Genomic DNA, 26148 nt, shown 5'->3' with positions numbered 1-26148 from the left:
TTCCACCCCTTTTTGCCCGGCGGCGGGGGGGGGGGCCGCCCCCCCCCGCGGGCCGGGGGCGGGGCGGGCCCCCCCGCCCCCCCCCCCCCGCGCCCCCTCCGCATGTCACCCCACCGGTTCGGAGTACGGAAAACGGCGGGTGCCGGCACCCCCGCCGGGGCACCGGCACCCGCCGGTAACGTTTCTGCTGAGCTGGGCCGGAGCCCGTGGGACTAGATGTCCTCGTGGGCCACGGCGCGACGCGCGTCGGCGTCCAGGACGCCCCAGCTGATCAGCTGCTCGGTCAGGACCGAGGGGGACTGGTCGTAGATGACGGCCAGGGTGCGCAGGTCGTCCTGGCGGATCGACAGCACCTTGCCGTTGTAGTCGCCGCGCTGGCTCTGGATGGTCGCCGCGTAGCGCTGGAGCGGGCCGGCCTTCTCCGCCGGGACGCCCGCCAGGCGCTCCAGGTCGAGGCGCAGCTTCGGCGGCGGCTCGGCCGCACCGCCGGGGGTCGTGCCCGGCAGCAGTTCCTGGACCGGAACCCCGTAGAAGTCCGCCAGCTCGGCGAGGCGCTGGACGGTCACGGCGCGGTCCCCGCGCTCGTACGACCCGACCACCACGGCCTTCCAACGGCCCTGGGACTTCTCCTCGACACCGTGGAGGGAGAGGCCCTGCTGGGTGCGGATGGCGCGGAGCTTGGCCCCGAGCTGTTTGGCGTATTCGCTGGACATAACGCTCCCGGACGCTGTGACGCTGTGACGACATGGAGACCATGCGGCTCCGCCGCGCGGCTGGTAACTCACTGTGAGGTTACGCAGCGTTACGTGGATGCGTCAAGCCGAATGCTCTTGTACGCCCTCGTACGAGGGGAGGTCCCCGGGCCGGGTGCGGGGCCGGGCACCGGCGCCTGGTACCGTGGACGGCGTACATCAGACGTCCTTTAAGGTCCGTCCCGTGAGGCGGAGAAGGAGGTCCTTTTCATGGACAGCACGACTTCCCGGGTTCCGGCCGACGAAGCGATGCGCCCCGTTCTGGAGGCGCAGGACATCGCCCGGGTCCTGACCCGTATCGCCCACGAGATCGTCGAACGCGCCAAGGGCGCCGACGACGTGGTGCTTCTCGGCATCCCCACCCGCGGTGTGTACCTGGCCCGCCGGCTGGCCGCCAAGCTCGAGGAGATCACCGGGACGAAGGTCCCGGTCGGCTCGCTCGACATCACCATGTACCGCGACGACCTGCGCCTGAAGCCCGCGCGGGCGATCGGCCGCACCGAGATCCCCGGCGACGGCATCGACGGCCGCCTGGTGGTCCTCCTCGACGACGTCCTGTTCTCCGGCCGCACCATCCGGGCCGCCCTCGACGCCCTCGGCGACATCGGCCGCCCCCGCGCCGTCCAGCTCGCGGTCCTCGTCGACCGCGGCCACCGCGAACTTCCGATCCGCGCCGACTACGTGGGCAAGAACCTGCCCACGTCGCTGCGGGAGACCGTCATGGTCCAGCTCCAGGAGGAGGACGGCCGCGACGCCGTGCTGCTCGGCCAGCGGACCGCCCGGGCCGCAGGGCAGTAACCCCCACGCGTACGGGACCCCGCGGGGCCCGTGCCGCGGCCTGCCGTGCCCGCACCACCGTCAGCCCCGCCTGCCTGCCCTCCCGACTTACGGAGCACCCAGATGAAGCGCCACCTCATCTCGGCCGCCGACCTCACGCGCGACGACGCGGTCCTGATCCTCGACACCGCCGAGGAGATGGCCCGCGTCGGCGACCGGCCGATCAAGAAGCTGCCCACCCTGCGCGGCCTCACCATCTGCAACCTGTTCTTCGAGGACTCGACCCGCACCCGGATCTCCTTCGAAGCAGCCGAGAAGCGCCTCTCCGCCGACGTCATCAACTTCGCCGCGAAGGGCTCCAGCGTCTCCAAGGGCGAGTCCCTCAAGGACACGGCCCAGACCCTGGAGGCCATGGGCGTGGACGCCGTGGTCATCCGCCACCACGCCTCCGGCGCCCCCTACCGGCTCGCCAACTCCGGCTGGATCGACGCCCCGGTGATCAACGCCGGCGACGGCACCCACCAGCACCCCACCCAGGCCCTGCTCGACGCGTTCACCATGCGCCGCCGCCTGGTCGGCCGGGACGCCGGGCTCGGCAAGGGCCTCGACGGCCGCCGGATCACCCTCGTGGGCGACGTCCTGCACAGCCGCGTGGCCCGCTCCAACGTCGACCTGCTGCACACCCTCGGCGCCGAGGTCACCCTGGTGGCCCCGCCGACCCTGGTGCCCGTCGGCATCGAGAACTGGCCCTGCGAGATCTCGTACAGCCTCGACGAGGTGCTGCCGAAGTCCGACGCGGTCATGATGCTGCGTGTGCAGCGCGAGCGGATGAACGCCGCCTTCTTCCCCACCGAGCGCGAGTACTCCCGCCGCTACGGCCTGGACGCCGCCCGGATGGCCCGGATGCCCGAGCACGCCATCGTGATGCACCCCGGCCCCATGGTCCGCGGCATGGAGATCACCGCCGAGGTCGCCGACTCCGACCGCTGCACGGTCGTCGAGCAGGTCTCCAACGGCGTCTCCATCCGCATGGCCGTCCTGTACCTGCTGCTCGGAGGATCCGAGCCCGCCGTCACCACCAGCCCCGCCGCCCGCACCGAGGAGAACAAGTAACCATGAGCAAGATCCTTATCCGCGGTGCGAAGGTCCTCGGCGGCGAGGCGCAGGACGTCCTGATCGACGGCGAGACCATCGCCCGGGTCGGCCAGGACCTCTCCGCCGAGGGCGCCCAGGTGATCGAGGCCGCCGGCCAGGTCCTCCTCCCGGGCCTGGTGGACCTGCACACCCACCTGCGCGAGCCCGGCCGCGAGGACTCCGAGACCGTCCTCACCGGTACCCGCGCCGCGGCCTCCGGCGGCTACACGGCCGTCTTCGCCATGGCCAACACCTTCCCGGTCGCCGACACCGCCGGCGTCGTCGAGCAGGTCTGGCGCCTGGGCAAGGAGTCCGGCTACTGCGACGTGCAGCCCATCGGCGCCGTCACCGTCGGCCTGGAGGGCAAGAAGCTCTCCGAGCTCGGCGCCATGCACGAGTCCGCCGCCCGCGTCACCGTCTTCTCCGACGACGGCAAGTGCGTGGACGACGCCGTGATCATGCGCCGCGCCCTGGAGTACGTGAAGGCCTTCGGCGGCGTCGTCGCCCAGCACGCCCAGGAGCCCCGCCTCACCGAGGGCGCCCAGATGAACGAGGGCGTCGTCTCGGCCGAGCTGGGACTCGGCGGCTGGCCGGCCGTCGCCGAGGAGTCGGTCATCGCCCGCGACGTCCTGCTCGCCGAGCACGTCGGCTCCCGCGTGCACATCTGCCACCTCTCCACCGCCGGCTCCGTCGAGATCGTCCGCTGGGCCAAGTCCCGCGGCATCGACGTCACCGCCGAGGTCACCCCGCACCACCTGCTCCTCACCGACGAGCTCGTGCGCTCGTACAACCCGGTCTACAAGGTCAACCCGCCGCTGCGCACCGAGCGCGACGTGATGGCCCTGCGCGAGGCGCTCGCCGACGGCACGATCGACATCGTCGCCACCGACCACGCCCCGCACCCGCACGAGGACAAGGACTGCGAGTGGGCCGCCGCCGCCATGGGCATGGTGGGCCTGGAGACCGCGCTCTCCGTCGTCCAGCAGACGATGGTGGAGACCGGGCTGCTCGACTGGGCGGGCGTCGCGGAGCGGATGTCCCACGCTCCGGCGCGCATCGGCAGCCTCCCGGGCCACGGCCGGCCCGTCTCGGCAGGTGAACCCGCGAACCTGACCCTGGTCGACACCTCGTACCGTGGTGTCGTGGACCCCGCACACTTCGCCTCCCGCAGCCGCAACACGCCTTACGAGGGCCGTGAGCTGCCGGGGCGCGTCACTCACACCTTCCTGCGGGGCCGGGCAACGGTCGTGGACGGGAAACTGGCGTGACACCTGCAGTGATCCAACTGGCCGCCGAGGCCGCCGGACGACAGTCGGCGGAGGTGACGGACTGGGACGCCCGCATCGCGTGGGTGCTCGGCCTGCTCGTCTTCATCGCCTTCGTGTACTGGCTGATGCGGCAGGGCTGGAAATGGCGCGGCGCACTGCAGAGCGATCTGCCGGAGCTCCCCGCCGCCCCCGGCGGACTCCCCGAGCACCGGCTGGCCCTGACCGGCCGGTACCACGGGTCCACCACCGCGGGGCAGTGGCTCGACCGGATCGTCGCCCACGGACTCGGAGTCCGCAGCCGGGTCGAGCTCACCCTCACCGACGCGGGCCTCGACGTGGTCCGTCCGGGGGCAACCGACTTCTTCGTACCGGCCGCGCAGCTGCGCGGCGCCCGCCTCGACAAGGGAATCGCGGGCAAGGTACTCACCGAGGGCGGTCTGCTCGTCGTCACCTGGGCGCACGGCGACAAGCTGATCGACTCCGGATTCCGCTCCGACCGGGCTGCCGAGCACGCCGCCTGGGTCGAAGCCATCAACCTCATGAACCAATCCATCACGACGGAAGGCGCCGAACGATGACGACCTCCACCAGGGGAGCAGCCAAAGCTCCCGCCGTACTCGTCCTGGAGGACGGTCGGATCTTCCGCGGCCGCGCCTACGGCGCTGTGGGGGAGACCTTCGGCGAGGCCGTGTTCTCCACCGGAATGACCGGCTACCAGGAGACCCTCACCGACCCGTCGTACCACCGGCAGGTCGTCGTGATGACCGCCCCCCACGTGGGCAACACCGGCGTCAACGACGAGGACCCCGAGTCCTCCCGCATCTGGGTCGCCGGCTACGTCGTGCGCGACCCCGCCCGCGTCCCCTCCAACTGGCGCTCGCAGCGCTCGCTGGACGAGGAGCTGGTCAGGCAGGGCGTCGTCGGGATCTCCGGCGTCGACACCCGCGCCCTGACCCGCCACCTGCGCGAGCGCGGCGCCATGCGCGTCGGCATCTTCTCCGGCGACGCCGTCATGGACGACGCCGTGCTGCTGGCCAAGGTCCAGGACGCCCCCCAGATGAAGGGCGCCGACCTCTCCGCGGAGGTCGCCACCAAGGAGGCGTACGTCGTCCCCGCGATCGGCGAGAAGAAGTTCACCGTCGCTGCCGTGGACCTCGGCATCAAGGGCATGACCCCGCACCGGATGGCCCAGCGCGGCATCGAGGTGCACGTACTGCCCGCCACCGCCACCGTCGAGGACGTGTACGCGGTCCAGCCGGACGGCGTGTTCTTCTCCAACGGCCCCGGGGACCCGGCCACCGCCGACCACGCGGTCTCCGTTATGCAGGGCGTCCTGGAGCGCAAGACCCCGCTCTTCGGCATCTGCTTCGGCAACCAGATCCTCGGCCGCTCCCTCGGCTTCGGCACCTACAAGCTGAAGTACGGCCACCGCGGCATCAACCAGCCGGTCCAGGACCGCACCACCGGCAAGGTCGAGGTCACCGCGCACAACCACGGCTTCGCCGTCGACGCGCCCCTCGACAAGGTCTCCGAGACCCCCTACGGCCGCGCCGAGGTCTCCCACGTCTGCCTGAACGACAACGTCGTGGAAGGCCTCCAGCTGCTCGACCAGCCGGCCTTCTCCGTCCAGTACCACCCCGAAGCGGCAGCCGGCCCGCACGACGCCGCCTACCTCTTCGACCGTTTCGTATCCCTGATGGAGGCCGAGCGTGCCTAAGCGCACCGATATCCAGTCCGTCCTGGTCATCGGCTCCGGCCCGATCGTCATCGGCCAGGCCGCGGAGTTCGACTACTCCGGCACCCAGGCCTGCCGCATCCTCAAGGCCGAGGGCCTGCGGGTCATCCTGGTGAACTCCAACCCCGCGACGATCATGACCGACCCGGAGATCGCCGACGCCACGTACGTCGAGCCGATCACCCCCGAGTTCGTCGAGAAGATCATCGCCAAGGAGCGCCCCGACGCGCTGCTGCCGACCCTCGGCGGCCAGACGGCCCTGAACACCGCCATCTCCATGCACCAGCAGGGTGTGCTGGAGAAGTACGGCGTCGAGCTCATCGGCGCCAACGTCGAGGCCATCAACAAGGGCGAGGACCGCGACCTCTTCAAGGGCGTCGTCGAGGCCGTCAAGCGCAAGATCGGCTACGGCGAGTCGGCCCGCTCGGTCATCTGCCACTCGATGGACGACGTCCTGGGCGGCGTCGAGACGCTCGGCGGCTACCCCGTCGTCGTCCGCCCCTCCTTCACCATGGGCGGCGCCGGCTCCGGCTTCGCCCACGACGAGGAGGAACTGCGCCGCATCGCCGGCCAGGGCCTGACGCTCTCCCCGACCACCGAGGTGCTCCTGGAGGAGTCCATCCTCGGCTGGAAGGAGTACGAGCTGGAGCTGATGCGCGACACCAAGGACAACGTGGTCGTCGTCTGCTCCATCGAGAACTTCGACCCGATGGGCGTCCACACCGGCGACTCCATCACCGTCGCCCCCTCGATGACGCTCACCGACCGCGAGTACCAGCGGCTGCGCGACATTGGCATCGCGATCATCCGCGAGGTCGGCGTCGACACCGGCGGCTGCAACATCCAGTTCGCGATCAACCCGGACGACGGCCGCGTCATCGTCATCGAGATGAACCCGCGCGTCTCCCGCTCCTCCGCGCTCGCCTCCAAGGCCACCGGCTTCCCGATCGCCAAGATCGCCGCCAAGCTGGCCATCGGCTACACGCTGGACGAGGTCCCCAACGACATCACCGAGAAGACGCCGGCCTCCTTCGAGCCGACCCTCGACTACGTCGTCGTCAAGGCCCCGCGCTTCGCCTTCGAGAAGTTCCCGGCCGCCGACGCCACCCTCACCACCACCATGAAGTCGGTGGGCGAGGCCATGGCCATCGGCCGCAACTTCACCGAGGCCCTCCAGAAGGCCCTGCGCTCCCTGGAGAAGAAGGGCTCGCAGTTCACCTTCGTCGGCGAGCCCGGCGACAAGGACGAGCTGCTGGCCACCGCGGTCCGCCCGACCGACGGCCGCATCAACACCGTCATGCAGGCCATCCGCGCCGGCGCCACCCAGGAAGAGGTCTTCGAGTCCACGAAGATCGACCCCTGGTTCGTCGACCAGCTCTTCCTGATCAAGGAGATCGCGGACGAGCTCGCCGCCGCCGAGAAGCTCCACCCCGAGCTGCTCGCCGAGGCCAAGCGCCACGGCTTCTCCGACGCCCAGATCGCCGAGATCCGCGGCCTGCGCGAGGACGTCGTCCGCGAGGTCCGCCACGCCCTGGGCGTCCGCCCGGTCTACAAGACGGTCGACACCTGCGCCGCCGAGTTCGCCGCGAAGACCCCGTACTTCTACTCGTCCTACGACGAGGAGTCCGAGGTCGCGCCCCGCGAGAAGCCCGCGGTGATCATCCTGGGCTCCGGCCCGAACCGCATCGGCCAGGGCATCGAGTTCGACTACTCCTGCGTCCACGCCTCCTTCGCGCTCAGCGACGCCGGCTACGAGACCGTGATGGTCAACTGCAACCCGGAGACCGTCTCGACGGACTACGACACCTCCGACCGCCTGTACTTCGAGCCGCTGACGCTCGAGGACGTGCTGGAGATCGTCCACGCCGAGTCGCTGGCCGGCCCGATCGCCGGTGTCGTCGTCCAGCTCGGCGGCCAGACCCCCCTCGGTCTCGCCCAGGCGCTCAAGGACAACGGCGTCCCGGTCGTCGGCACCTCCCCGGAGGCCATCCACGCCGCCGAGGACCGCGGCGCCTTCGGCCAGGTCCTCGCCGACGCCGGCCTGCCGGCCCCCAAGCACGGCACCGCCACCACCTTCGCGGGCGCGAAGGCGATCGCCGACGAGATCGGCTACCCGGTCCTCGTCCGCCCGTCCTACGTGCTCGGCGGCCGCGGCATGGAGATCGTCTACGACGAGGCCCGCCTGGAGTCGTACATCGCGGAGTCCACCGAGATCAGCCCGACCCGCCCCGTGCTGGTCGACCGCTTCCTCGACGACGCCATCGAGATCGACGTGGACGCGCTCTACGACGGCGAGGAGCTCTACCTCGGCGGCGTCATGGAGCACATCGAGGAAGCCGGCATCCACTCCGGCGACTCGGCCTGCGCCCTGCCCCCGATCACCCTCGGCGGCTTCGACATCAAGCGCCTGCGCGCCTCCACCGAGGCCATCGCCAAGGGCGTCGGCGTCCGAGGCCTGATCAACATCCAGTTCGCGATGGCGGGCGACATCCTCTACGTCCTCGAGGCCAACCCCCGCGCCTCCCGGACCGTCCCCTTCACCTCGAAGGCGACCGCCGTCCCGCTCGCGAAGGCCGCCGCGCGCATCTCGCTCGGCGCCACCATCGCCGAGCTGCGCGCCGAGGGCATGCTCCCGAAGACCGGCGACGGCGGCACCCTGCCGCTGGACGCGCCGATCTCCGTCAAGGAGGCCGTCATGCCGTGGTCGCGCTTCCGCGACATCCACGGCCGCGGCGTGGACACCGTCCTCGGCCCGGAGATGCGCTCCACCGGCGAGGTCATGGGCATCGACACGGTCTTCGGCACCGCCTACGCCAAGTCGCAGGCCGGCGCCTACGGCCCGCTGCCGACCAAGGGCCGCGCGTTCATCTCCGTCGCCAACCGCGACAAGCGCTCGATGATCTTCCCGGCCCGCGAGCTCGTCGCCCACGGCTTCGAGCTGCTCGCCACCTCCGGCACCGCCGAGGTGCTGCGCCGCAACGGCATCAACGCCACCATCGTGCGCAAGCTCAGCGAGGGCGAGGGCGCGAACGGCGAGAAGACCATCGTCCAGCTCATCCACGACGGCCAGGTCGACCTGATCGTCAACACCCCGTACGGCACCGGCGGCCGCCTCGACGGCTACGAGATCCGTACGGCCGCCGTGGCGCGCAGCGTCCCGTGCCTGACCACGGTCCAGGCGCTCGCCGCCGCCGTCCAGGGCATCGACGCGCTCAACCGCGGCGACGTCGGCGTGCGCTCCCTCCAGGAGCACGCGCAGGACCTCAACGCGGCCCGCGACTAGCAGCCCGTAGGGGAGAGGGGGACACCGACGGCGCGGACCGCGCCGGGTGTCCCCCTCTTCATGAGCGCAGAAGGGACACTTCGGACGATGTACAAACTGTTCTTCAACCTGGTCTTCAAGCGGATGGACCCCGAGAAGGCCCACTACACGGCCTTCCGGTGGATCCGCCTCGCCGCCCGCGTCCCGGTGCTGCGCACCCTCGTCGCGGCCGTCCTGGCGCCGCGCTACGAGTCCCTGCGCACCGAGGCGCTCGGCCTGCGGATGCACGGCCCCTTCGGGCTCGCGGCCGGCTTCGACAAGAACGCCGTGGCCATCGACGGCATGTCGATGCTCGGCTTCGACCACGTCGAGATCGGCACGGTCACCGGCCAGGCACAGCCCGGCAACCCCAAGAAGCGGCTCTTCCGCCTGGTCCCCGACCGGGCGCTGATCAACCGCATGGGCTTCAACAACGAGGGCTCGGCCGCCGTCGCCGCCCGCCTCGCCGCCCGCAACCCTGTCTTCAGGACCGTCGTGGGCGTCAACATCGGCAAGACCAAGGTCGTGCCGGAGGCCGAGGCCGCGGCCGACTACGTGCTCTCCACCGAGCGCCTCGCCCGCCACGCCGACTACCTGGTCGTCAACGTCTCCTCGCCGAACACCCCGGGCCTGCGCAACCTCCAGGCCACGGAGTCGCTGCGGCCGCTGCTGACCGCCGTACGGGAGGCCGCGGACCGCGCGGTCACCGACCGCCGGGTCCCGCTGCTGGTCAAGATCGCCCCGGACCTCGCGGACGAGGACGTCGACGCGGTCGCCGACCTGGCCCTGGAGCTGGGCCTGGACGGCATCATCGCCACCAACACCACCATCGCCCGCGAGGGCCTCGGCCTGAGGTCGGACGCCGCCCTCGTCAAGGAGACCGGCGGCCTGTCGGGCGCCCCGGTCAAGGAGCGCTCCCTGGAGGTCCTGCGCCGCCTGTACGCGCGCGTCGGCGACCGCCTGGTCCTGGTCGGCGTGGGCGGCATCGAGAACGCCGAGGACGCCTGGCAGCGCATCCTGGCCGGCGCCACCCTGATCCAGGGCTACAGCGCCTTCGTCTACGAGGGCCCGTTCTACGCCCGCGCCCTCCACAAGGGCCTGGCCGCGCGCCTGGCCGCCAGCCCGTACGCGACCCTGGCCGAAGCCGTGGGCGCCGAGACCCGAAAGGCCGCCCTGTGAGCCCTGTGACCCCCTTCGGAACCCGTCTGCGCGCCGCCATGGACGCCCGCGGGCCGCTGTGCGTGGGAATCGACCCGCACGCCGCCCTGCTGGCCTCCTGGGGGCTGGACGACGACATCGCCGGTCTGGAGCGGTTCTCCCGCACGGTGGTCGAGGCCCTGGCCGACTCCGTCGCCGTCTTCAAGCCGCAGGCCGCCTTCTTCGAGCGGTTCGGCTCGAAGGGCGTCGCGGTCCTGGAGCGGACGGTCGCCGACGCCCGGGCCGCCGGGACGCTGGTGGTCATGGACGCCAAGCGCGGCGACATCGGCTCGACCATGGCCGCGTACGCCTCGGCCTTCCTGGACCCCGCGTCCCCGCTGTTCTCGGACGCGCTGACGGTCTCCCCGTACCTGGGCTACGGCTCGCTCGCCCCGGCCGTGGAGCTGGCCCGGGAGTCGGGCGCCGGACTCTTCGTCCTGGCCCTCACCTCCAACCCGGACGGCGCCGAGGTGCAGCGCGCGGTCCGCGAGGACGGCCGTACGATCGGCGCGACCATGCTGGCCCACCTGGCGGCGGAGAACGCGGGCGCCGAGCCGATGGGCTCCTTCGGCGCGGTGGTCGGTGCCACGCTGGGCGACCTGTCCTCCTTCGACCTGGACATCAACGGCCCGCTGCTGGCCCCGGGCATCGGCGCCCAGGGCGCGACCGCGGCCGACCTCCCCGCCGTCTTCGGCGCGGCCGTCGCCAACGTGGTCCCGAACGTCTCGCGGGGCGTCCTGCGGCACGGCCCGGACGCGGCCGCGCTGCGCGCCTCCGCGAAGCGCTTCGCCGACGAGGTCCGCGAGGCCGTCGCGGCCTGATCGGGCGGGTGCCGGGCGCCCCGGCGACGCGCGATGACGAAATTCGAACGTCTTTCCCCGGACAAAACCGGGGTGGTTTGTCTGTGATGTACGGTTCAGTGGAGGCTGACCAGGACTTTTCGTCCGTTCTCGCTGACTGGAGCGGCCTTGGCCGCTAGTCTCCGACCAGAGCGAACGCGCAGCGAGGCAGTTCCATCGCTGTTCGGGACCTCGCCCGGCGTGGTGCCCACGGGCTCCCCGCCGGTCCGTATCCGACAGTTCGACATCCGAGGTGACGTAGGCGTGGCTCTTCCGCCCCTTACCCCTGAACAGCGCGCAGCAGCGCTCGAAAAGGCCGCCGCGGCTCGCCGGGAGCGGGCCGAGGTGAAGAATCGACTCAAGCACTCCGGCGCCTCCCTCCACGACGTCATCAAGACGGGTCAGGAGAACGACGTCATCGGAAAGATGAAGGTCTCCGCCCTTCTCGAGTCGCTGCCCGGCGTCGGCAAGGTCCGCGCCAAGCAGATCATGGAGCGCCTCGGCATCTCCGAGTCCCGGCGTGTCCGAGGTCTCGGCTCCAACCAGATCGCCTCTCTGGAGCGTGAGTTCGGCGGTAGCAGCGCCTGAGGCGTCGCCCGAAGTTCTCCCGGCGTTCCCAGGCAGTCCCGGGAACCTGGATAATCGCTCTATGGCAGCAGAGGTTCGTCCGCGGCTGACCGTGCTCTCCGGCCCTTCGGGTGTCGGCAAGAGCACGGTCGTCGCGCATATGCGCAAGGTCCACCCCGAGGTGTGGCTCTCGGTGTCGGCCACCACCCGCAAGCCGCGGCCCGGTGAGCGACACGGAGTCCACTACTTCTTCGTCAACGACGACGAGTTCGACAAGCTGATCGCCAACGGCGAGCTGCTGGAGTGGGCCGAGTTCGCGGGCAACCGCTACGGCACACCGCGCGGCGCGGTACTGGAACGCCTGGACAACGGCGAACCGGTGCTGCTGGAGATCGACCTCCAGGGCGCCCGGCTCGTCCGCGAGTCCAAGCCCGACGCCCAGCTCGTCTTCCTGGCCCCGCCCAGCTGGGACGAACTGGTCCGCCGCCTCACCGGCCGCGGCACCGAGTCGCCCGAGGTCATCGAGCGCCGGCTGGCGAGCGCGAAGATCGAACTCGCTGCCGAGTCCGAGTTCGACACCACCCTGGTGAACACCTCCGTCGAGGACGTGGCGCGTGAGCTGCTAGCCTTGATGAAAGTTGTTTGATCGATTTGTTTCGATCTTCACCCATCTTCGGAAGGTAGAGCGTGTCCTCTTCCATCACTGCGCCCGAGGGCATCATCAACCCGCCGATCGACGAGCTGCTCGAGGCCACGGACTCGAAGTACAGCCTCGTGATCTACGCGGCCAAGCGCGCGCGTCAGATCAACGCGTACTACTCGCAGCTCGGTGAGGGCCTGCTCGAGTACGTCGGCCCGCTGGTGGACACCCACGTCCACGAGAAGCCGCTTTCGATCGCGCTGCGCGAGATCAACGCGGGTCTGCTGACCTCCGAGGCCATCGAGGCCCCGGCCCAGTAGGCAGCAAGGAATTCCTTTCATCACAGGCCCGGCAGAACATCTGCCGGGCCTGTGGTGTGTCATAGGTGTCGTAGCGAATCGTGAATGGGGAGTGCGTGGTGGACAAGCCGAAGGTCGTGCTGGGCGTCAGCGGCGGGATCGCCGCCTACAAGGCCTGCGAGCTGCTGCGCCGGCTGACCGAGTCCGGGCACGACGTACGGGTGGTGCCCACGGCGGCGTCCCTGAACTTCGTCGGCGAGGCCACCTGGGCCGCGCTCTCCGGGAACCCGGCCTCCACGCAGGTCTGGGAGACCGTCCACGAGGTGCCCCACGTACGCATCGGCCAGGGGGCCGACCTCGTCGTCGTCGCCCCGGCCACCGCCGACCTGCTCGCCAAGGCCGCGCACGGGCTGGCCGACGACCTGCTCACGAACACCCTGCTCACCGCCCGCTGCCCCGTCGTCTTCGCCCCCGCCATGCACACCGAGATGTGGGAGCACCCGGCCACCCAGGAGAACGTCGCCACGCTGCGCCGCCGCGGCGCCGTGGTCATCGAGCCCGCCGTAGGCCGGCTGACCGGCAAGGACACCGGCAAGGGCCGGCTGCCCGACCCGGACGAGATCTACGAGGTCTGCCGCCACGTCTTGCGCAGGCACGGTATGGCCCGCGGGGCGGCGGAACCCGACCTCGCCGGGCGGCACGTGGTCGTCAGCGCCGGCGGCACCCGCGAGCCCCTGGACCCGGTGCGCTTCCTCGGCAACCGTTCCTCCGGCAAGCAGGGCTACGCCCTCGCCCGCACCGCCGCCGCCCGGGGCGCCCGGGTCACCCTGGTGGCCGCCAACACCGCGCTGCCCGACCCGGCCGGGGTGGACGTCGTACGGGTGGGAACGGCCCTCCAGCTGCGCGAGGCGGTGCTCAAGGCCGCCGCGGACGCCGACGCCGTGGTGATGGCGGCGGCCGTGGCCGACTTCCGGCCCGCCCGGTACGCCGACGGCAAGATCAAGAAGCAGGACGGGAAGGATCCCGAGCCCGTGGCCCTCGTGCGCAACCCCGACGTCCTCGCGGAGATCTCCGCCGAGCGGCCCCAGGAGGGCCAGATCGTGGTCGGTTTCGCGGCCGAGACGGACGACGTGCTCGCCAACGGCCGGGCCAAGCTGCGGCGCAAGGGGTGCGACCTGCTCGTGGTCAACGAGGTCGGCGAGGCCAAGACCTTCGGATCAGAGGAGAACGAGGCCGTCATCCTGGCCTCCGACGGGGCCGAGACCCCGGTAGCCCACGGTCCCAAGGAAGTGCTGGCGGACGTCATCTGGGACCAGGTCGTCCCGCGACTCGCGCCCCCGCGCGATCTCCGACGCGCCTGAGCGTCGCCCTTCTCGCCGGTAGGTCCGTGCGCCAGAATGGAGTGCCGCAGGTCACATGGCTCCCATAAGGCGAGACGGGTGGTCCGGTGAACGGTGGCGACCGATAAACTGCATCTGGAACGTGACCGGGCGCAGCCTCCGGTGTGGTTCCGCCAAATGATCAGCCAGCAGCCGCTGCAACCCCAGGGAGCGTTGTGTCCCGTCGCCTGTTCACCTCCGAGTCCGTGACCGAGGGTCACCCCGACAAGATCGCTGACCAGATCAGCGACACGATCCTCGACGCGCTCCTCACCGAGGACCCGACCTCGCGTGTGGCCGTGGAGACTCTCATCACCACCGGTCTCGTGCACATCGCGGGCGAGGTGACCACCAAGGCCTACGCGCCGATCGCCCAGCTCGTGCGCGACAAGATCCTCGAGATCGGCTACGACTCGTCGAAGAAGGGCTTCGACGGCGCCTCCTGCGGCGTGTCGGTGTCCATCGGCGCCCAGTCCCCGGACATCGCGCAGGGCGTCGACACGGCCTACGAGTCCCGGGTCGAGGGCGACGAGGACGAGCTCGACCGCCAGGGCGCCGGCGACCAGGGCTTGATGTTCGGCTACGCGACGGACGAGACGCCCGAGCTGATGCCGCTGCCGATCCACATCGCGCACCGCCTCTCGCGCCGCCTGTCCGAGGTCCGCAAGAACGGCACCATCCCCTACCTGCGGCCCGACGGCAAGACCCAGGTCACCATCGAGTACGACGGTGACAAGCCGGTCCGCCTCGACACGGTCGTCGTGTCCTCGCAGCACGCGGCCGACATCGACCTCGACTCGCTCCTCGCTCCCGACATCCGCGAGTTCGTCGTCGAGCACGTCCTCGCGCAGCTCGTCGAGGACGGCATCAAGCTGGACACCGAGGGCTACCGGCTGCTGGTGAACCCGACCGGCCGCTTCGAGATCGGCGGCCCGATGGGCGACGCCGGCCTGACCGGCCGCAAGATCATCATCGACACCTACGGCGGCATGGCCCGCCACGGCGGCGGCGCCTTCTCCGGCAAGGACCCGTCCAAGGTGGACCGCTCCGCCGCGTACGCGATGCGCTGGGTCGCCAAGAACGTCGTCGCCGCCGGCCTGGCCGCCCGCTGCGAGGTGCAGGTCGCGTACGCCATCGGCAAGGCCGAGCCCGTCGGCCTCTTCGTGGAGACCTTCGGCACCGCCAAGGTCGACGTCCAGAAGATCGAGGACGCCATCGGCGAGGTCTTCGACCTCCGCCCGGCCGCCATCATCCGCGACCTCGACCTGCTGCGCCCGATCTACGCCCAGACCGCCGCCTACGGCCACTTCGGCCGCGAGCTCCCCGACTTCACCTGGGAGCGCACCGACCGCGTCGACGCCCTGCGCGCCGCCGCCGGCCTGTAAGCGGTACCGCTCCGCGTGAACGGCCCCGGACCCTCGCGGTCCGGGGCCGTTCGCTGTCGGTGGCGTTTGGTAAGAATGCCTGTGTGAGCAGCGCGAACGATTCCCCGCCGGAACAGCTCGCCCTGATCCGGGAGATGGTCGCCGAGGCGAAGGCCAAGGCGCCCAAGGCCAAGCCGCGTACCTGGCGCGGGGCCGCCGTCGCCGAGGAGCTGCCCGTCGCCCGTGTCCTCGTGAACAAGGGTGTGCTCCACCTCGACCGGCTCTTCGACTACGCCGTCCCCGCCGAGCTGTCCGAGGCCGCCCAGCCCGGTGTGCGCGTCCGGGTGCGCTTCGGAGCCGGCTCCCACCGGGTGCACGGCGGCCGCCGCGAGGGCGGTGGGCTCATCGACGGCTTCATCGTGGAACGGCGCGCCGACTCCGACTACGACGGCGCCCTGGCCGCCCTCGCCCAGGTCGTCTCGCCCGAGGTGGTCCTCGGCCCCCGCCTGCTGGCCCTCGCCCGGGCCGTCGCCGACCGGTACGCCGGGAGCCTGGCCGACGTGCTCCAGCTGGCCCTGCCCCCGCGCAGCGCCCGCGCCGAGGCCAGGCCCTCGCCGGAGCCGCTGCCGCCGCCCGCCGCGCCCGAGCCCGGCGGCTGGAGCCGCTACGGCGCCGGCCCCGCCTTCCTGCGGGCCCTGGCCACCGGGGGCACCCCCCGCGCGGTGTGGACCGCGCTGCCCGGACCCGGCTGGGCCGACGAACTGGCCCGGGCCATGGCCGCCACCCTCGCCTCCGGGCGCGGCGCCCTCGCGGTGGTGCCCGACGGGCGCACCGCCGCCCGGGTCGACGCCGCCCTCACCGCCCTGCTCGGCGAGGGCCGGCACGCGCTGCTGACCGCCGAGTCCGGCCCCGAGAAGCGCTACCGGCAGTGGCTCGCGGTCAGCCGGGGCTCCGTACGCGCCGTCGTCGGCACCCGGGCGGCGATGTTCGCCCCCGTACGGGACCTCGGGCTGGTCGCGGTCTGGGACGACGGCGACTCCAGCCACAGCGACGACCACGCCCCCTTCCCCCACGTCCGCGAGGTGCTGGAGCTGCGCGCGGTCAGCGACGGCTGCGGCTTCCTGGCCGGGAGCACCAGCTGCACGGTGGAGGCCGCGCAGCTGGTGGAGTCCGGCTGGGCCCGGCCGCTCGTCGCGGACCGGGAGACCGTACGGGCCGCCGCGCCCCGCATCCGCACCGTCGGCGACGAACTGCTGGCCCGCGACGGGGCGGCCCGCGCGGCGCGGCTGCCGAGCCTGGCGTGGGAGACCGTACGGGAGGGCCTGAAGAGCGGGCCCGTACTGGTGCAGGTGCCCCGGCGGGGGTACGTGCCCCGCCTCGCCTGCGAGCGCTGCCGGACCCCCGCCCGGTGCACGGTGTGCGCCGGACCGCTGGAGGCCCCCGACGAGCGGGAGCTGCACTGCGGGTGGTGCGGGCGGACCGAGAGCGCCTGGCACTGCGAGGAGTGCGGCTCCTTCCGGCTGCGCGCCCAGGTGGTGGGCGCGCGGCGCACCGCCGAGGAGCTGGGCCGGGCCTTCCCCGCGGTGGCCGTACGCACCTCCGGGCGCGACCACGTGCTGGACGAGGTGCCCGACCGGCCGGCGCTGGTGGTGAGCACGCCGGGCGCCGAACCGGTCGCGGCGGGCGCCGGGTACGCGGCCGCGCTGCTGCTGGACGGCTGGGCGATGCTCACCCGGCCCGACCTGCGGGCGGGGGAGGACGCCCTGCGCCGCTGGATCGCCGCCGCCTCGCTGGTCCGCAGCGACGGGCAGGTGGTGGTGGTCGCCGAGCCGACGCTGCGCCCCGTCCAGGCCCTGGTGCGCTGGGACCCCGTCGGGCATGCCGTACGGGAACTGGCCGAGCGGGCCCAGCTGGGCTTCCCGCCGGTGTCGCGGATGGCCGAGGTGGCCGGCCGGGGGGACGCGCTGGAGGCCTTCCTCGAAGCCGCCGACCTGCCGGCCGACGCGGAGGTGCTGGGCCCGGTGCCGCTGCCCGGGCGGCGGGGCGGGGGCTCGCCGGGGGAACGGGTGCTCGTGCGGGTCCCGCCGGGGAGCGGGGCCGCGCTCGCCCGGGCGCTGAAGGAGGCGCAGGCCGCCCGGCTCGCGCGGGGGATCGCGGCGGGGGAGGCGGTCCGGGTGCGGATCGACCCCCCGGACATCGGCTGAGCCGTACGCGTGCCCGCCGCCCGGGCACGGTGCGGGGGCGGCGGGCACGCGGTGGCGTGCCGTCGGGGGTCGGCGTCCCGGCGGCGGGGACGGGTCAGCCGTTGCGGGGGCCGGGGAAGGCCGACTGGCGTGCGGCGGCCGACACCACGGGGGCGTGGGCCTCCTCGCGTACGGGCTGCGGGGGCACCGAGCGGGCCGCCGGGATCGTGGGGAGCGGTCCCAGGGTGCGGGTGGTGGTGCCCTCGGCCAGCGGTTCGGCGGCCTCGGCGGCCTGCGCGCGGCGCGCACCGTAGCGGCGGTGCACGGCCTGCTTGGTCACGCCGAGCGCCGAGCCGACCGCGTCCCAGGAGAAGCCGAGGGAGCGGTCGAAGTCCACCGCCGCGGTGACCAGCGTCTCGACGCTGTCCCTCAGCTCCTGGGCGAGGCGGACGGTGGGGGCGGGGGCCCTGCCGTAGACGACGAAGCCCGTCGAGGGCCCGGAGCGGCGCGGGCGGTAGACGTTGCCGAGCTGGGCCGTGAGCGTACGCAGTGCGTCCACCTGCCGGCGAACCCGCTCGATGTCCCGCACGAGGAGGTGCAGGCTGGCCCGTGCTTGGGCGTCATGGGTGGCGTGGTCGGCCATGGAGAAGCCTCTCGAACCGGTGCTGGAGAGCGGATCGGGCCGCAGACACCGTTCTTGATCGCGGCCCGGGTCGGTCAATCTCACTTGACCAACGCGCCAGCGGGCGCCCAGGTCACGCACTGGGGGCGTGTCGGCATATGCGAGGGGCGCGCGGGTGTCCGTACGCCCCCCGATACCGCAGGTGGGCCGGGGTGGACGTCCCCTAGACTGGTGTGCTGCTGACAGCCGAGATAGCGAGGTAGGACCCAGTGAAGCTCGTCTTCGCCGGCACCCCCGAGGTCGCCGTACCCGCCCTGGACGCCCTGATCGCCTCCGGGCGGCACGAGGTCGCGGCCGTCGTCACCCGGCCCGACGCCCCCGCCGGGCGGGGCCGCCGGCTCGTCGCCAGCCCCGTCGCCGAACGCGCCGAGGAGGCGGGGATCGAGGTCCTCAAGCCCGCCCGGCCGCGCGACGAGGAGTTCCAGGCCCGGCTGAGGGAGATCGCCCCGGACTGCTGCCCGGTCGTCGCGTACGGGGCGCTGATCCCCAAGAGCGCGCTCGACATCCCCCGCCACGGGTGGATCAACCTGCACTTCTCGCTGCTGCCCGCCTGGCGCGGCGCCGCCCCCGTCCAGCACTCGATCATGGCGGGCGACCAGGTCACCGGCGCCTCCACCTTCCGCATCGAGGAGGGCCTCGACACCGGCCCGGTCTTCGGGGTCCTCACCGAGGAGATCCGCCCGACCGACACCAGCGGCGACCTGCTGACCCGCCTCGCGTTCGCCGGCTCCGGACTGCTGTCGGCCACCATGGACGGCATCGAGGACGGCAGCCTGCGCGCCATGGAGCAGCCCGCCGAGGGCGTCTCCCTCGCGCCGAAGATCACCGTCGAGGACGCCCGGGTGGACTGGAACGCCCCCGCGCTGCGCGCCGACCGCGTGGTGCGCGGCTGCACCCCGGCCCCCGGCGCCTGGACCGTCTTCCGCGGCGAGCGCCTCAAGCTGATCTCCCTCGGGCTCGTCCCCGACCGCACGGACCTGGCCCCGGGCGTGCTGGCCCCCGCCAAGAACAACGTCTACGCCGGCACCGGCTCGCACGCCGTCGAGCTGCTCTGGGTGCAGCCGCAGGGCAAGAAGCCGATGAAGGGCGCCGACTGGGCCCGCGGGGTGCGCATCGCTCCCGGCGAGCGCCTGGGCGGGGCCGACGTAGGCTGATCCCGAGCCCCACCGCAACCGCACCTCGTAACCCCGGAGCACCTTTCACGTGAGCGAACAGCCCCGTCGTCGTCCCGCCCCCAAGACGGGCGCCGGCAAGCAGGCCAAGCCCTACCGCCGGCCCCAGAAGGACCCCGTCCGGTTGCTGGCCTACGAGGTGCTGCGGGCGGTGGACGAGCGCGACGCGTACGCCAACCTGGTCCTGCCCCCGCTGCTGAAGAAGGCCCGGCAGGACGAGCGGTTCCAGGCGCGCGACGCGGCCCTGGCCACCGAGCTGGTCTACGGCACCCTGCGCCGGCAGGGCACGTACGACGCGGTCATCTCCGCCTGCGTGGACCGGCCGCTGCGCGAGGTGGACCCGCCGGTCCTGGACGTGCTCTCGCTGGGCGCCCACCAGCTCCTCGGCACCCGCATCCCCACGCACGCGGCGGTCTCCGCCAGCGTGGAGCTGGCCCGCGTGGTGCTCGGCGACGGACGGGCGAAGTTCGTCAACGCCGTGCTGCGCAAGATCGCCGCGCACGACCTCGACACCTGGCTGGAGCGGGTCGCGCCGCCGTACGAGGAGGACGCCGAGGAGCACCTCGCGGTCCGCCACTCCCACCCCCGCTGGGTCGTCAGCGCCCTGTGGGACGCGCTGGGAGGCGGCCGCGCCGGGATCGAGGACCTGCTGGAGGCCGACAACGAGCGGCCCGAGGTGACGCTGGTGGCCCGCCCGGGCCGGTCCACGCCCCAGGAGCTGCTGGAGGCGCTCGGCGAGGAGTCGGCGCTGCCGGGGCGCTGGTCCCCGTACGCGGTGCGGATGGCCGAGGGTGGCGAGCCGGGGGCGCTGGAGGCGGTCCGCGAGGGGCGCGCCGGGGTGCAGGACGAGGGCAGCCAGCTGGTGGCCCTGGCCCTGGCGGCGGTCCCGGTCGAGGGCCGCGACGAGCGGTGGCTGGACGGCTGCGCCGGCCCAGGCGGCAAGGCGGCCCTGCTCGGGGCCCTCGCCGCGCGGCGCGGGGCCTTCCTGCTGGCCTCCGAGAAGCAGCCGCACCGGGCGCGCCTGGTGGAGAAGTCGCTGGCCGGCAACCCGGGCCCGTACCAGGTCATCGCGGCCGACGGCACCCGGCCGGCCTGGCTGCCGGGCTCCTTCGACCGGGTCCTGATGGACGTGCCCTGCTCCGGCCTGGGGGCGCTGCGCCGCCGCCCGGAGGCCCGCTGGCGGCGCCGCCCGGAGGACCTGGAGGGCTTCGCGCCGCTCCAGCGGGGCCTGCTGCGCGAGGCCCTGTCCGCCGTGCGCGTGGGCGGGGTCGTGGGCTACGCGACCTGCTCCCCGCACCTGGCGGAAACCCGGGTGGTCGTCGAGGACGTCCTGCGGGGCCGGGGCGCGGGAGCGCAGCCGGTGGCGGCGGAACTGATCGACGCCCGGCCGTACATGGAGGGCGTACCGGCGCTGGGCGACGGCCCGGACGTCCAGCTGTGGCCGCACCTGCACGGTACCGACGCCATGTACCTGGCGCTGCTGCGGCGCACGGCGTAGCCGCCCGCCCGCTGCGCCCGCCGGAGCGGGTCCACCGCGCCCGGCGGGCGGCCCGCGGGCCGTGACCGGCCGCGTGCCGCTGCGCGCAATCGGAGTGCCGGGGCCGTGGCCGGAACTGCCCGGCGGCATGGCAGGCTTGGGGCATGGCCGTTCAGATCAATCCCAGCATCCTGTCCGCCGACTTCTCCCGCCTCGCCGAAGAGGCGAGGGCCGTCGAGGGGGCCGACTGGCTGCACGTCGACGTCATGGACAACCATTTCGTCCCGAACCTCACCCTCGGCGTGCCGATCGTGGAGTCGCTCAGCCGGGCCACGGACATCCCGCTGGACCTGCATCTGATGATCGAGGACCCGGACCGCTGGGCGCCGCAGTACGTGGAGGCCGGCGCCGGGTCGGTCACCTTCCACGCCGAGGCCGCCGCGGCCCCCGTCCGCCTCGCGCGGGAGATCCGGGCCAAGGGCGCCCGGGCGGCGATGGCGCTCAAGCCCGGCACCCCGATCGAGCAGTACGAGGACATCCTCCCCGAACTCGACATGGTGCTGATCATGACGGTCGAGCCGGGCTTCGGCGGCCAGGCCTTCCTCGACATCATGCTGCCCAAGGTCCGCCGGACCCGTGAGCTGATCGCCAAGCACGGGCTGGACCTGTGGCTCCAGGTGGACGGCGGGGTCTCGGCCAGCACGATCGAGCGGGTGGCCGAGGCCGGCGCCGACGTGTTCGTGGCGGGCAGCGCGGTCTACGGGGCGGTCGATCCGGCCGCCGCGGTCCGGACCCTGCGCGAGCAGGCCGGGGCGGCGATCGCCGCGGCGCCCTGGGCGTGCGACCACTGAGGCGTGCCCCGGGGGACGGCTCGGTGAACGGAAGCCGTCCAGGCTGATCAACGGCCGTCGGATCTGACAGGATGAACGGCGAGTCGAGAGTGTGAACACGACAGTGTGAACAGCAGTGAGGAGAGCGCGGTGTCTGCAATGTCGGCGGGACGGTCAGCCCTGCGGATGGGACCCGCGGAGCTGGTTCAGGCGGCGGCCATGGCGCGCCGCTTCTACCTGGAGGGCAAGTCCAAGATCCAGATCGCCGAGGAGTTCGGCGTGAGCCGCTTCAAGGTGGCCCGGGTCCTGGAGACCGCCCTCGAACGCGACCTCGTACGCATCGAGATCCGGGTGCCGGCGGAACTGGACGCGGAGCGCTCCGACGCGCTCCGCGCCCGGTACGGGCTGCGGCACGCCGTCGTGGTGGAGTCGCCCGCCGACGCGAGCGAGGACGCCCCGGACCCGGAGAACCTCGGCGCGGTCGCGGCCGATCTGCTGGGTGAGCTGGTCAACGAGGGCGACGTGCTCGGGCTGGCGTGGGGGCGTTCGACCATCCACATGGCCGCCTCCCTGCACCGGCTGCCCCCCTGCACCGTCGTCCAGCTGACCGGCGTCTACGACGCGGGGACCGCCGAGCGCGGCTCCGTGGAGGCCGTGCGCAGGGCCGCGCAGGTCTCCGGCGGGGACGCGCACCCGATCTACGCCCCGATGCTCCTCCCGGACCCGGCGACCGCGGCCGCGCTGCGCAGCCAGACCGGGATCGCGCGGGCCTTCGAGTACTTCGACAAGGTGACCGTCGCGGCCGTGTCCATCGGCTCCTGGGAGCCGGGGATCTCCACGGTCCACGACATGCTGACCGACGAGGAGCGGGCGCACTACGCCTCGCTCGGTGTCGCCGCCGAGATGTCCGCCCACCTCTTCGACTCGCAGGGCCGGCGGGTCGGCCGGGACCTGGGCGAGCGCTGCATCACCGTCGAGGCCGACCGGCTGCGCCGGATCCCCGAGGTCGTGGCGATCGCGGGCGGCCTGCGCAAGGCCTCCGCGATCGGTGCGGTGCTCCGATCCGGGCTCGTGACCAGCCTCGTCACGGACACGGCCGTCGCCGACTACCTGCTGACCGAGTCCGCTCCGGGGCTGCGGCCGGCGCTGGAGCGGGCCGACCCGGACGACTGACGGGCCGGCGCCGGACCGGGTTCTTCCGGGCCCTCGCGGCGTGCCGCGGAGGTGCTGTGGCGGTGCTGTGGCGGCCCGCGGGACGAATGGTGCCGTAATCGAGACCCTCCGGTGGGGCGCGGGACGGCCTCGCGGGCGCATACTGATTCCGATGACCAAGTCTGCAGTGCCTCGCCGTCATTTGCCGTCAAGCCCGTTCAAGGCTCCCGTGGAACCGCCGTTGCGGCAGTTCGCCGTGGGCGACCGGGTCAGTCACGACGAGCACGGCCTCGGCCGTGTCGTCGGTGTGGAGGAGGGGGTCGCCGTCCTCGTCGACTTCGGTTCGGTCCAAAAACGAGTTCTGAGTCCGTACACCAAGATGTCCGCGCTCTGACGCCGTCGGGCCGTTAGCGGCCGGACCGGATGTTTGGGACGATCGGGGCATGATCCTAGGGAACGTGCCCCGATCGCCGGCGCGTGTGCTGGGAGCCCTGTTCCTGTGCGCCGTACTGACCGCCTCGCTGCTGGGCTGCGGCGGCAGGGGTGCCCCGGCGCCGTCCGCCGCGCGCTCCACCGCCGCGGCCGCTCCCGCCTGGGCGAAGGGGATGCCCACCGTACGGGCCGATGCGCTGCCGCCGCAGGCGCGCGAGGTCCTGGCGCTCATCGACCGGGGCGGGCCGTACGCGTACCGGCAGGACGGGACCGTCTTCGGGAACTTCGAGAAGGCCCTGCCGAAGCAGAAGCGCGGCTACTACCACGAGTTCACGGTACGGACACCGGGCGAGCACGACCGCGGCGCCCGGCGGATCGTGACGGGCCAGGGCGGGGAGTTCTACTACACGGACGACCACTACGAAACCTTCAAGGCGGTTCTCCGATGAGCCTCGACCCGCAGCCGCTCGCCCCGGCTCTGGCCGCCGCCGAGGAGGCCGGCTGGAGCGTCGTACGGCTCGACCTGGACGGCGTACGGAGCAAGGCGGCGCTGATGCGGCGCTGCGCGCGGACCCTGGGGGCGCCGCAGTGGTTCGGCGGGAACTGGGACGCGCTGGCCGACGTGCTGACCGACCTGTCCTGGCTGCCGGACGCCCCCGGACGGCTGCTGGCGGTGACCTCGTGGCGCGGCTACGCCGCCGAGCGGCCGGACGACTGGGACACCCTGCGGGAGGTCCTGGAGGAGGCGGCCGGCTTCTGGCGCGAGCAGGACGGGGCTCCCGCGCTGAAGGTGCTGCTGGCCGGGCCGGCGTCCCCCTAGCCCGGCCGGGCCCCCGTCCGTACACCCGCTGGTGCCCCCGGGCACGCCGACCCCGGTACGGAGGGGAGCCCGTTCCGCACCGGGGTGGCCTGCCGGGCTAGCCCGGCAGGCCCTTCACGTGGTCGATGACCTTGCGGAACTCGCCGCTCGGGGAGAAATCGACGTACTCGGTGTCGGCCAGCGCCACGGGAACGTGCCCGGGCCCCCAGTAGAAGGCGTCTCCCGCCACGTACTCCTCGTCTCCGTCCGCGGTGCGCAGCCTGAGGCGGCCCTTGAGCAGGTATCCCCAGTGGGGGCACTGGCACATGTCGCCCTCCAGCCCCTGGAGCGCCTCGGTCAGGTCCGCACCCTCGGGGAAGCGGAAGAACCCCACGCTGAGGTCCCCGCCGATCTCCTTGACCCGGACCTCCAGTGCGCCGTCCTCGATCTCGACGGGCGTTTCCTCCCGCGTCGTCTTCGCCATGGCTCCTCCTGCCCGGCCGGTGGTTCCCCCTCCTCCCACTGTCCGTCCGCCGGCCCGCTCCCGCCCCGCGGGAGCAGGTCCCGTAGGAAACGACCAGGCGGCCCGTAATGTCCTGGACGATCAGCCCGGGCGGCATAAACGCCAGGCCGTGGGAGAATGAAGTACGTGCGTTTCCTCGGCTGGCTGCCCCGTCGAGGCCGTAGAAAGATCCTTCGATCGACTGGGATGTTCAGCACGTGCGTTTCCTCAATGACCTGAAGCCGCCGTACGACCTGACGTACGACGATGTGTTCATGGTGCCGAGCCGCTCCGCGGTCGGCTCTCGCCAGGGCGTGGACCTCTCTTCGCCCGACGGGACCGGCACCACCATTCCGCTCGTGGTGGCGAATATGACCGCCATCGCGGGCCGACGTATGGCCGAGACCGTCGCCCGCCGCGGTGGAATCGTCGTCATCCCCCAGGACATCCCGATCGAGGTCGTCACCGACGTCATCTCCTGGGTCAAGACCCGCCACCTCGTGCTCGACACCCCGATCACGCTGGCGCCCACCCAGACCGTCGCCGACGCGCTGTCGCTGCTGCCCAAGCGCGCCCACGGCGCCGGCGTCGTCGTCGACGAGGAGAACCGCCCCGTCGGCGTCGTCACCGACCACGACCTCACCGGCGTGGACCGCTTCACCCAGCTCTCCGAGGTCATGTCGAAGGAGCTCCTGCTCATCGACGCCGACATCGACCCCCGCGACGCCTTCAACCAGCTCGACGCGGGCCACCGCAAGCTGGCCCCGGCCGTCGACAAGGACGGCCGCCTGGTCGGCATCCTGACCCGCAAGGGCGCCCTGCGGGCGACGCTGTACACCCCGGCCACCGACGCCGACGGCAAGCTGCGCATCGCGGCGGCCGTCGGCATCAACGGCGACTTCGTCGGCAAGGCCAAGCAGCTGCTCGACGCCGGCGTGGACACGCTCGTCATCGACACGGCCCACGGCCACCAGGAGTCGATGATCAGCGCGATCAAGGCCGTGCGCGCGCTGGACCCGCAGGTCCCGATCGTGGCCGGCAACATCGTCGCCGCCGAGGGCGTCAAGGACCTCATCGACGCCGGCGCCGACATCATCAAGGTCGGTGTGGGCCCCGGCGCCATGTGCACCACCCGCATGATGACCGGCGTGGGCCGCCCGCAGTTCTCCGCGGTGCTGGAGTGCGCGGCCGAGGCCAAGAAGTACGGCAAGCACGTGTGGGCCGACGGCGGCGTCCGCCACCCGCGCGACGTGGCCATGGCGCTGGCCGCCGGCGCCTCGAACGTCATGATCGGCTCCTGGTTCGCCGGTACGTACGAGTCCCCGGGCGACCTCCAGCAGTCGGCCGAGGGCCGCCTGTACAAGGAGTCCTTCGGCATGGCCTCGGCGCGCGCCGTGCGCAACCGCACGTCGGAGGAGTCGGCCTACGACCGCGCCCGCAAGGCGCTGTTCGAGGAGGGCATCTCCACCTCGCGGATGTTCCTCGACCCGGCCCGCCCGGGCGTCGAGGACCTGATCGACTCGATCATCGCGGGCGTCCGCTCCTCCTGCACGTACGCCGGTGCCGGCTCGCTGGCCGAGTTCGAGGAGAAGGCCGTCGTCGGCATCCAGTCCGCGGCGGGCTACGCCGAGGGCAAGCCGCTGCACGCCAGCTGGAGCTAGTCCGTC

25 protein-coding genes are annotated in these 26148 nt (G+C 72.5%); 22 read left to right on the top strand and 3 right to left on the bottom strand.

The window, feature by feature from the left end; translation table 11 throughout:
* Nucleotides 1-212: 212 nt before the first annotated feature.
* Complete coding sequence (gene bldD / locus AB0D45_RS11360; protein ID WP_007263032.1) at nt 213-713, bottom strand: transcriptional regulator BldD; 501 nt, start codon at nt 711-713, stop codon at nt 213-215.
* 249 nt (nt 714-962) lie between these two features.
* Here bldD and pyrR point away from each other — a divergent pair, with 249 nt between their 5' ends.
* The 14 genes from pyrR to AB0D45_RS11290 all read left to right on the top strand — a co-directional run bounded on the left by pyrR (nt 963) and on the right by AB0D45_RS11290 (nt 17456).
* Nucleotides 963-1550 carry a bifunctional pyr operon transcriptional regulator/uracil phosphoribosyltransferase PyrR gene (pyrR, locus tag AB0D45_RS11355; protein ID WP_361607415.1) on the top strand — a complete coding sequence of 196 codons (588 nt, stop codon included), beginning with the start codon at nt 963-965 and terminating at the stop codon, nt 1548-1550.
* Between the two features lie 102 nt (nt 1551-1652).
* Nucleotides 1653-2642: an aspartate carbamoyltransferase catalytic subunit gene (locus AB0D45_RS11350; protein WP_362457234.1), complete on the top strand. Its 990-nt coding sequence runs from the start codon at nt 1653-1655 to the stop codon at nt 2640-2642.
* A gap of 2 nt (nt 2643-2644) precedes the next feature.
* Nucleotides 2645-3931 (top strand): dihydroorotase, encoded by a 1287-nt coding sequence (locus AB0D45_RS11345; protein ID WP_362457231.1) that lies wholly within the window; start codon nt 2645-2647, stop codon nt 3929-3931.
* Nucleotides 3928-4509, top strand: coding sequence for a hypothetical protein (locus AB0D45_RS11340; protein ID WP_361607406.1), 582 nt, complete (start codon nt 3928-3930; stop codon nt 4507-4509). Before AB0D45_RS11345 ends, AB0D45_RS11340 begins: the two co-directional genes overlap by 4 nt.
* Nucleotides 4506-5648: a glutamine-hydrolyzing carbamoyl-phosphate synthase small subunit gene (gene carA, locus AB0D45_RS11335; protein WP_362457228.1), complete on the top strand. Its 1143-nt coding sequence runs from the start codon at nt 4506-4508 to the stop codon at nt 5646-5648. Before AB0D45_RS11340 ends, carA begins: the two co-directional genes overlap by 4 nt.
* Nucleotides 5641-8949, top strand: a complete 3309-nt coding sequence (gene carB, locus AB0D45_RS11330; RefSeq protein ID WP_361607400.1) for a carbamoyl-phosphate synthase large subunit — start codon at nt 5641-5643, stop codon at nt 8947-8949. Before carA ends, carB begins: the two co-directional genes overlap by 8 nt.
* 87 nt (nt 8950-9036) lie before the next feature.
* Nucleotides 9037-10146, top strand: coding sequence for a quinone-dependent dihydroorotate dehydrogenase (locus AB0D45_RS11325; RefSeq protein WP_362457225.1), 1110 nt, complete (start codon nt 9037-9039; stop codon nt 10144-10146).
* Entirely contained in the window at nt 10143-10985 is an 843-nt protein-coding gene (pyrF, locus tag AB0D45_RS11320; protein WP_362457223.1) for an orotidine-5'-phosphate decarboxylase, read from the top strand. The genes AB0D45_RS11325 and pyrF overlap by 4 nt, the downstream gene beginning before the upstream one ends.
* Before the next feature lie 282 nt (nt 10986-11267).
* Complete coding sequence (locus AB0D45_RS11315) at nt 11268-11591, top strand: integration host factor (RefSeq protein ID WP_361607391.1); 324 nt, start codon at nt 11268-11270, stop codon at nt 11589-11591.
* Between the two features lie 61 nt (nt 11592-11652).
* The gene (gene gmk / locus AB0D45_RS11310; RefSeq protein ID WP_361607388.1) at nt 11653-12216 is read left to right on the top strand and encodes a guanylate kinase; all 564 of its coding nucleotides are present in this window, start codon (nt 11653-11655) and stop codon (nt 12214-12216) included.
* 41 nt (nt 12217-12257) lie between these two features.
* The gene (rpoZ, locus tag AB0D45_RS11305; RefSeq protein ID WP_004948662.1) at nt 12258-12530 is read left to right on the top strand and encodes a DNA-directed RNA polymerase subunit omega; all 273 of its coding nucleotides are present in this window, start codon (nt 12258-12260) and stop codon (nt 12528-12530) included.
* A 98-nt stretch (nt 12531-12628) separates the two neighbouring features.
* A complete protein-coding gene (coaBC, locus tag AB0D45_RS11300; RefSeq protein ID WP_362457218.1) occupies nt 12629-13870 on the top strand; it encodes a bifunctional phosphopantothenoylcysteine decarboxylase/phosphopantothenate--cysteine ligase CoaBC in 1242 nt (413 codons plus the stop codon).
* A 194-nt stretch (nt 13871-14064) separates the two neighbouring features.
* The gene (gene metK / locus AB0D45_RS11295) at nt 14065-15273 is read left to right on the top strand and encodes a methionine adenosyltransferase (protein ID WP_362457216.1); all 1209 of its coding nucleotides are present in this window, start codon (nt 14065-14067) and stop codon (nt 15271-15273) included.
* A gap of 83 nt (nt 15274-15356) precedes the next feature.
* A complete protein-coding gene (locus tag AB0D45_RS11290) occupies nt 15357-17456 on the top strand; it encodes a primosomal protein N' (protein ID WP_362457213.1) in 2100 nt (699 codons plus the stop codon).
* Between the two features lie 94 nt (nt 17457-17550).
* Here AB0D45_RS11290 and AB0D45_RS11285 read toward each other — a convergent pair whose 3' ends face one another.
* Nucleotides 17551-18078 carry a hypothetical protein gene (locus AB0D45_RS11285; protein ID WP_361609474.1) on the bottom strand — a complete coding sequence of 176 codons (528 nt, stop codon included), beginning with the start codon at nt 18076-18078 and terminating at the stop codon, nt 17551-17553.
* A gap of 248 nt (nt 18079-18326) precedes the next feature.
* On the opposite strand from AB0D45_RS11285, the gene fmt reads away from it, so the two are divergent.
* From fmt to AB0D45_RS11250, 7 genes are all read left to right on the top strand, one after another.
* Complete coding sequence (gene fmt / locus AB0D45_RS11280; protein WP_361609472.1) at nt 18327-19271, top strand: methionyl-tRNA formyltransferase; 945 nt, start codon at nt 18327-18329, stop codon at nt 19269-19271.
* 49 nt (nt 19272-19320) lie between these two features.
* Complete coding sequence (locus AB0D45_RS11275) at nt 19321-20787, top strand: transcription antitermination factor NusB (protein ID WP_361609470.1); 1467 nt, start codon at nt 19321-19323, stop codon at nt 20785-20787.
* Between the two features lie 143 nt (nt 20788-20930).
* Entirely contained in the window at nt 20931-21617 is a 687-nt protein-coding gene (rpe, locus tag AB0D45_RS11270; protein ID WP_361609468.1) for a ribulose-phosphate 3-epimerase, read from the top strand.
* A gap of 138 nt (nt 21618-21755) precedes the next feature.
* Nucleotides 21756-22769: a sugar-binding domain-containing protein gene (locus AB0D45_RS11265; protein WP_361609480.1), complete on the top strand. Its 1014-nt coding sequence runs from the start codon at nt 21756-21758 to the stop codon at nt 22767-22769.
* A 151-nt stretch (nt 22770-22920) separates the two neighbouring features.
* Nucleotides 22921-23142, top strand: coding sequence for a hypothetical protein (locus tag AB0D45_RS11260; protein ID WP_361609466.1), 222 nt, complete (start codon nt 22921-22923; stop codon nt 23140-23142).
* Between the two features lie 49 nt (nt 23143-23191).
* Nucleotides 23192-23629, top strand: a complete 438-nt coding sequence (locus AB0D45_RS11255; RefSeq protein ID WP_362457208.1) for a ribonuclease domain-containing protein — start codon at nt 23192-23194, stop codon at nt 23627-23629.
* Nucleotides 23626-24000 (top strand): barstar family protein, encoded by a 375-nt coding sequence (locus tag AB0D45_RS11250; protein WP_362457205.1) that lies wholly within the window; start codon nt 23626-23628, stop codon nt 23998-24000. The genes AB0D45_RS11255 and AB0D45_RS11250 overlap by 4 nt, the downstream gene beginning before the upstream one ends.
* Before the next feature lie 97 nt (nt 24001-24097).
* On the opposite strand, the gene AB0D45_RS11245 is transcribed toward AB0D45_RS11250, so the two are convergent.
* On the bottom strand, nt 24098-24463 hold the full coding sequence (locus AB0D45_RS11245) for a hypothetical protein (protein ID WP_362457202.1): 366 nt from the start codon (nt 24461-24463) through the stop codon (nt 24098-24100).
* Between the two features lie 215 nt (nt 24464-24678).
* Here AB0D45_RS11245 and AB0D45_RS11240 point away from each other — a divergent pair, with 215 nt between their 5' ends.
* Nucleotides 24679-26142 (top strand): GuaB1 family IMP dehydrogenase-related protein, encoded by a 1464-nt coding sequence (locus tag AB0D45_RS11240; protein ID WP_361609478.1) that lies wholly within the window; start codon nt 24679-24681, stop codon nt 26140-26142.
* The last annotated feature ends 6 nt before the right edge of the window (nt 26143-26148 follow it).

It is taken from the genome of Streptomyces sp. NPDC048352 (genome assembly GCF_040651895.1).
Lineage (GTDB): Bacteria > Actinomycetota > Actinomycetes > Streptomycetales > Streptomycetaceae > Streptomyces.
This window is presented reverse-complemented; position numbering and strand designations above follow the sequence as displayed.

What these genes read in the sequence shown, in the direction of transcription:
- bldD (WP_007263032.1), bottom strand. Translation starts at nt 713, where the DNA reads ATGTCCAGCGAATACGCCAAACAGCTCGGGGCCAAGCTCCGCGCCATC.
- pyrR (WP_361607415.1), top strand. Translation starts at nt 963, where the DNA reads ATGGACAGCACGACTTCCCGGGTTCCGGCCGACGAAGCGATGCGCCCC.
- AB0D45_RS11350 (WP_362457234.1), top strand. Translation starts at nt 1,653, where the DNA reads ATGAAGCGCCACCTCATCTCGGCCGCCGACCTCACGCGCGACGACGCG.
- AB0D45_RS11345 (WP_362457231.1), top strand. Translation starts at nt 2,645, where the DNA reads ATGAGCAAGATCCTTATCCGCGGTGCGAAGGTCCTCGGCGGCGAGGCG.
- carA (WP_362457228.1), top strand. Translation starts at nt 4,506, where the DNA reads ATGACGACCTCCACCAGGGGAGCAGCCAAAGCTCCCGCCGTACTCGTC.
- AB0D45_RS11325 (WP_362457225.1), top strand. Translation starts at nt 9,037, where the DNA reads ATGTACAAACTGTTCTTCAACCTGGTCTTCAAGCGGATGGACCCCGAG.
- gmk (WP_361607388.1), top strand. Translation starts at nt 11,653, where the DNA reads ATGGCAGCAGAGGTTCGTCCGCGGCTGACCGTGCTCTCCGGCCCTTCG.
- AB0D45_RS11285 (WP_361609474.1), bottom strand. Translation starts at nt 18,078, where the DNA reads ATGGCCGACCACGCCACCCATGACGCCCAAGCACGGGCCAGCCTGCAC.
- rpe (WP_361609468.1), top strand. Translation starts at nt 20,931, where the DNA reads ATGGCCGTTCAGATCAATCCCAGCATCCTGTCCGCCGACTTCTCCCGC.
- AB0D45_RS11265 (WP_361609480.1), top strand. Translation starts at nt 21,756, where the DNA reads ATGTCGGCGGGACGGTCAGCCCTGCGGATGGGACCCGCGGAGCTGGTT.
- AB0D45_RS11260 (WP_361609466.1), top strand. Translation starts at nt 22,921, where the DNA reads ATGACCAAGTCTGCAGTGCCTCGCCGTCATTTGCCGTCAAGCCCGTTC.
- AB0D45_RS11255 (WP_362457208.1), top strand. Translation starts at nt 23,192, where the DNA reads ATGATCCTAGGGAACGTGCCCCGATCGCCGGCGCGTGTGCTGGGAGCC.
- AB0D45_RS11250 (WP_362457205.1), top strand. Translation starts at nt 23,626, where the DNA reads ATGAGCCTCGACCCGCAGCCGCTCGCCCCGGCTCTGGCCGCCGCCGAG.
- AB0D45_RS11245 (WP_362457202.1), bottom strand. Translation starts at nt 24,463, where the DNA reads ATGGCGAAGACGACGCGGGAGGAAACGCCCGTCGAGATCGAGGACGGC.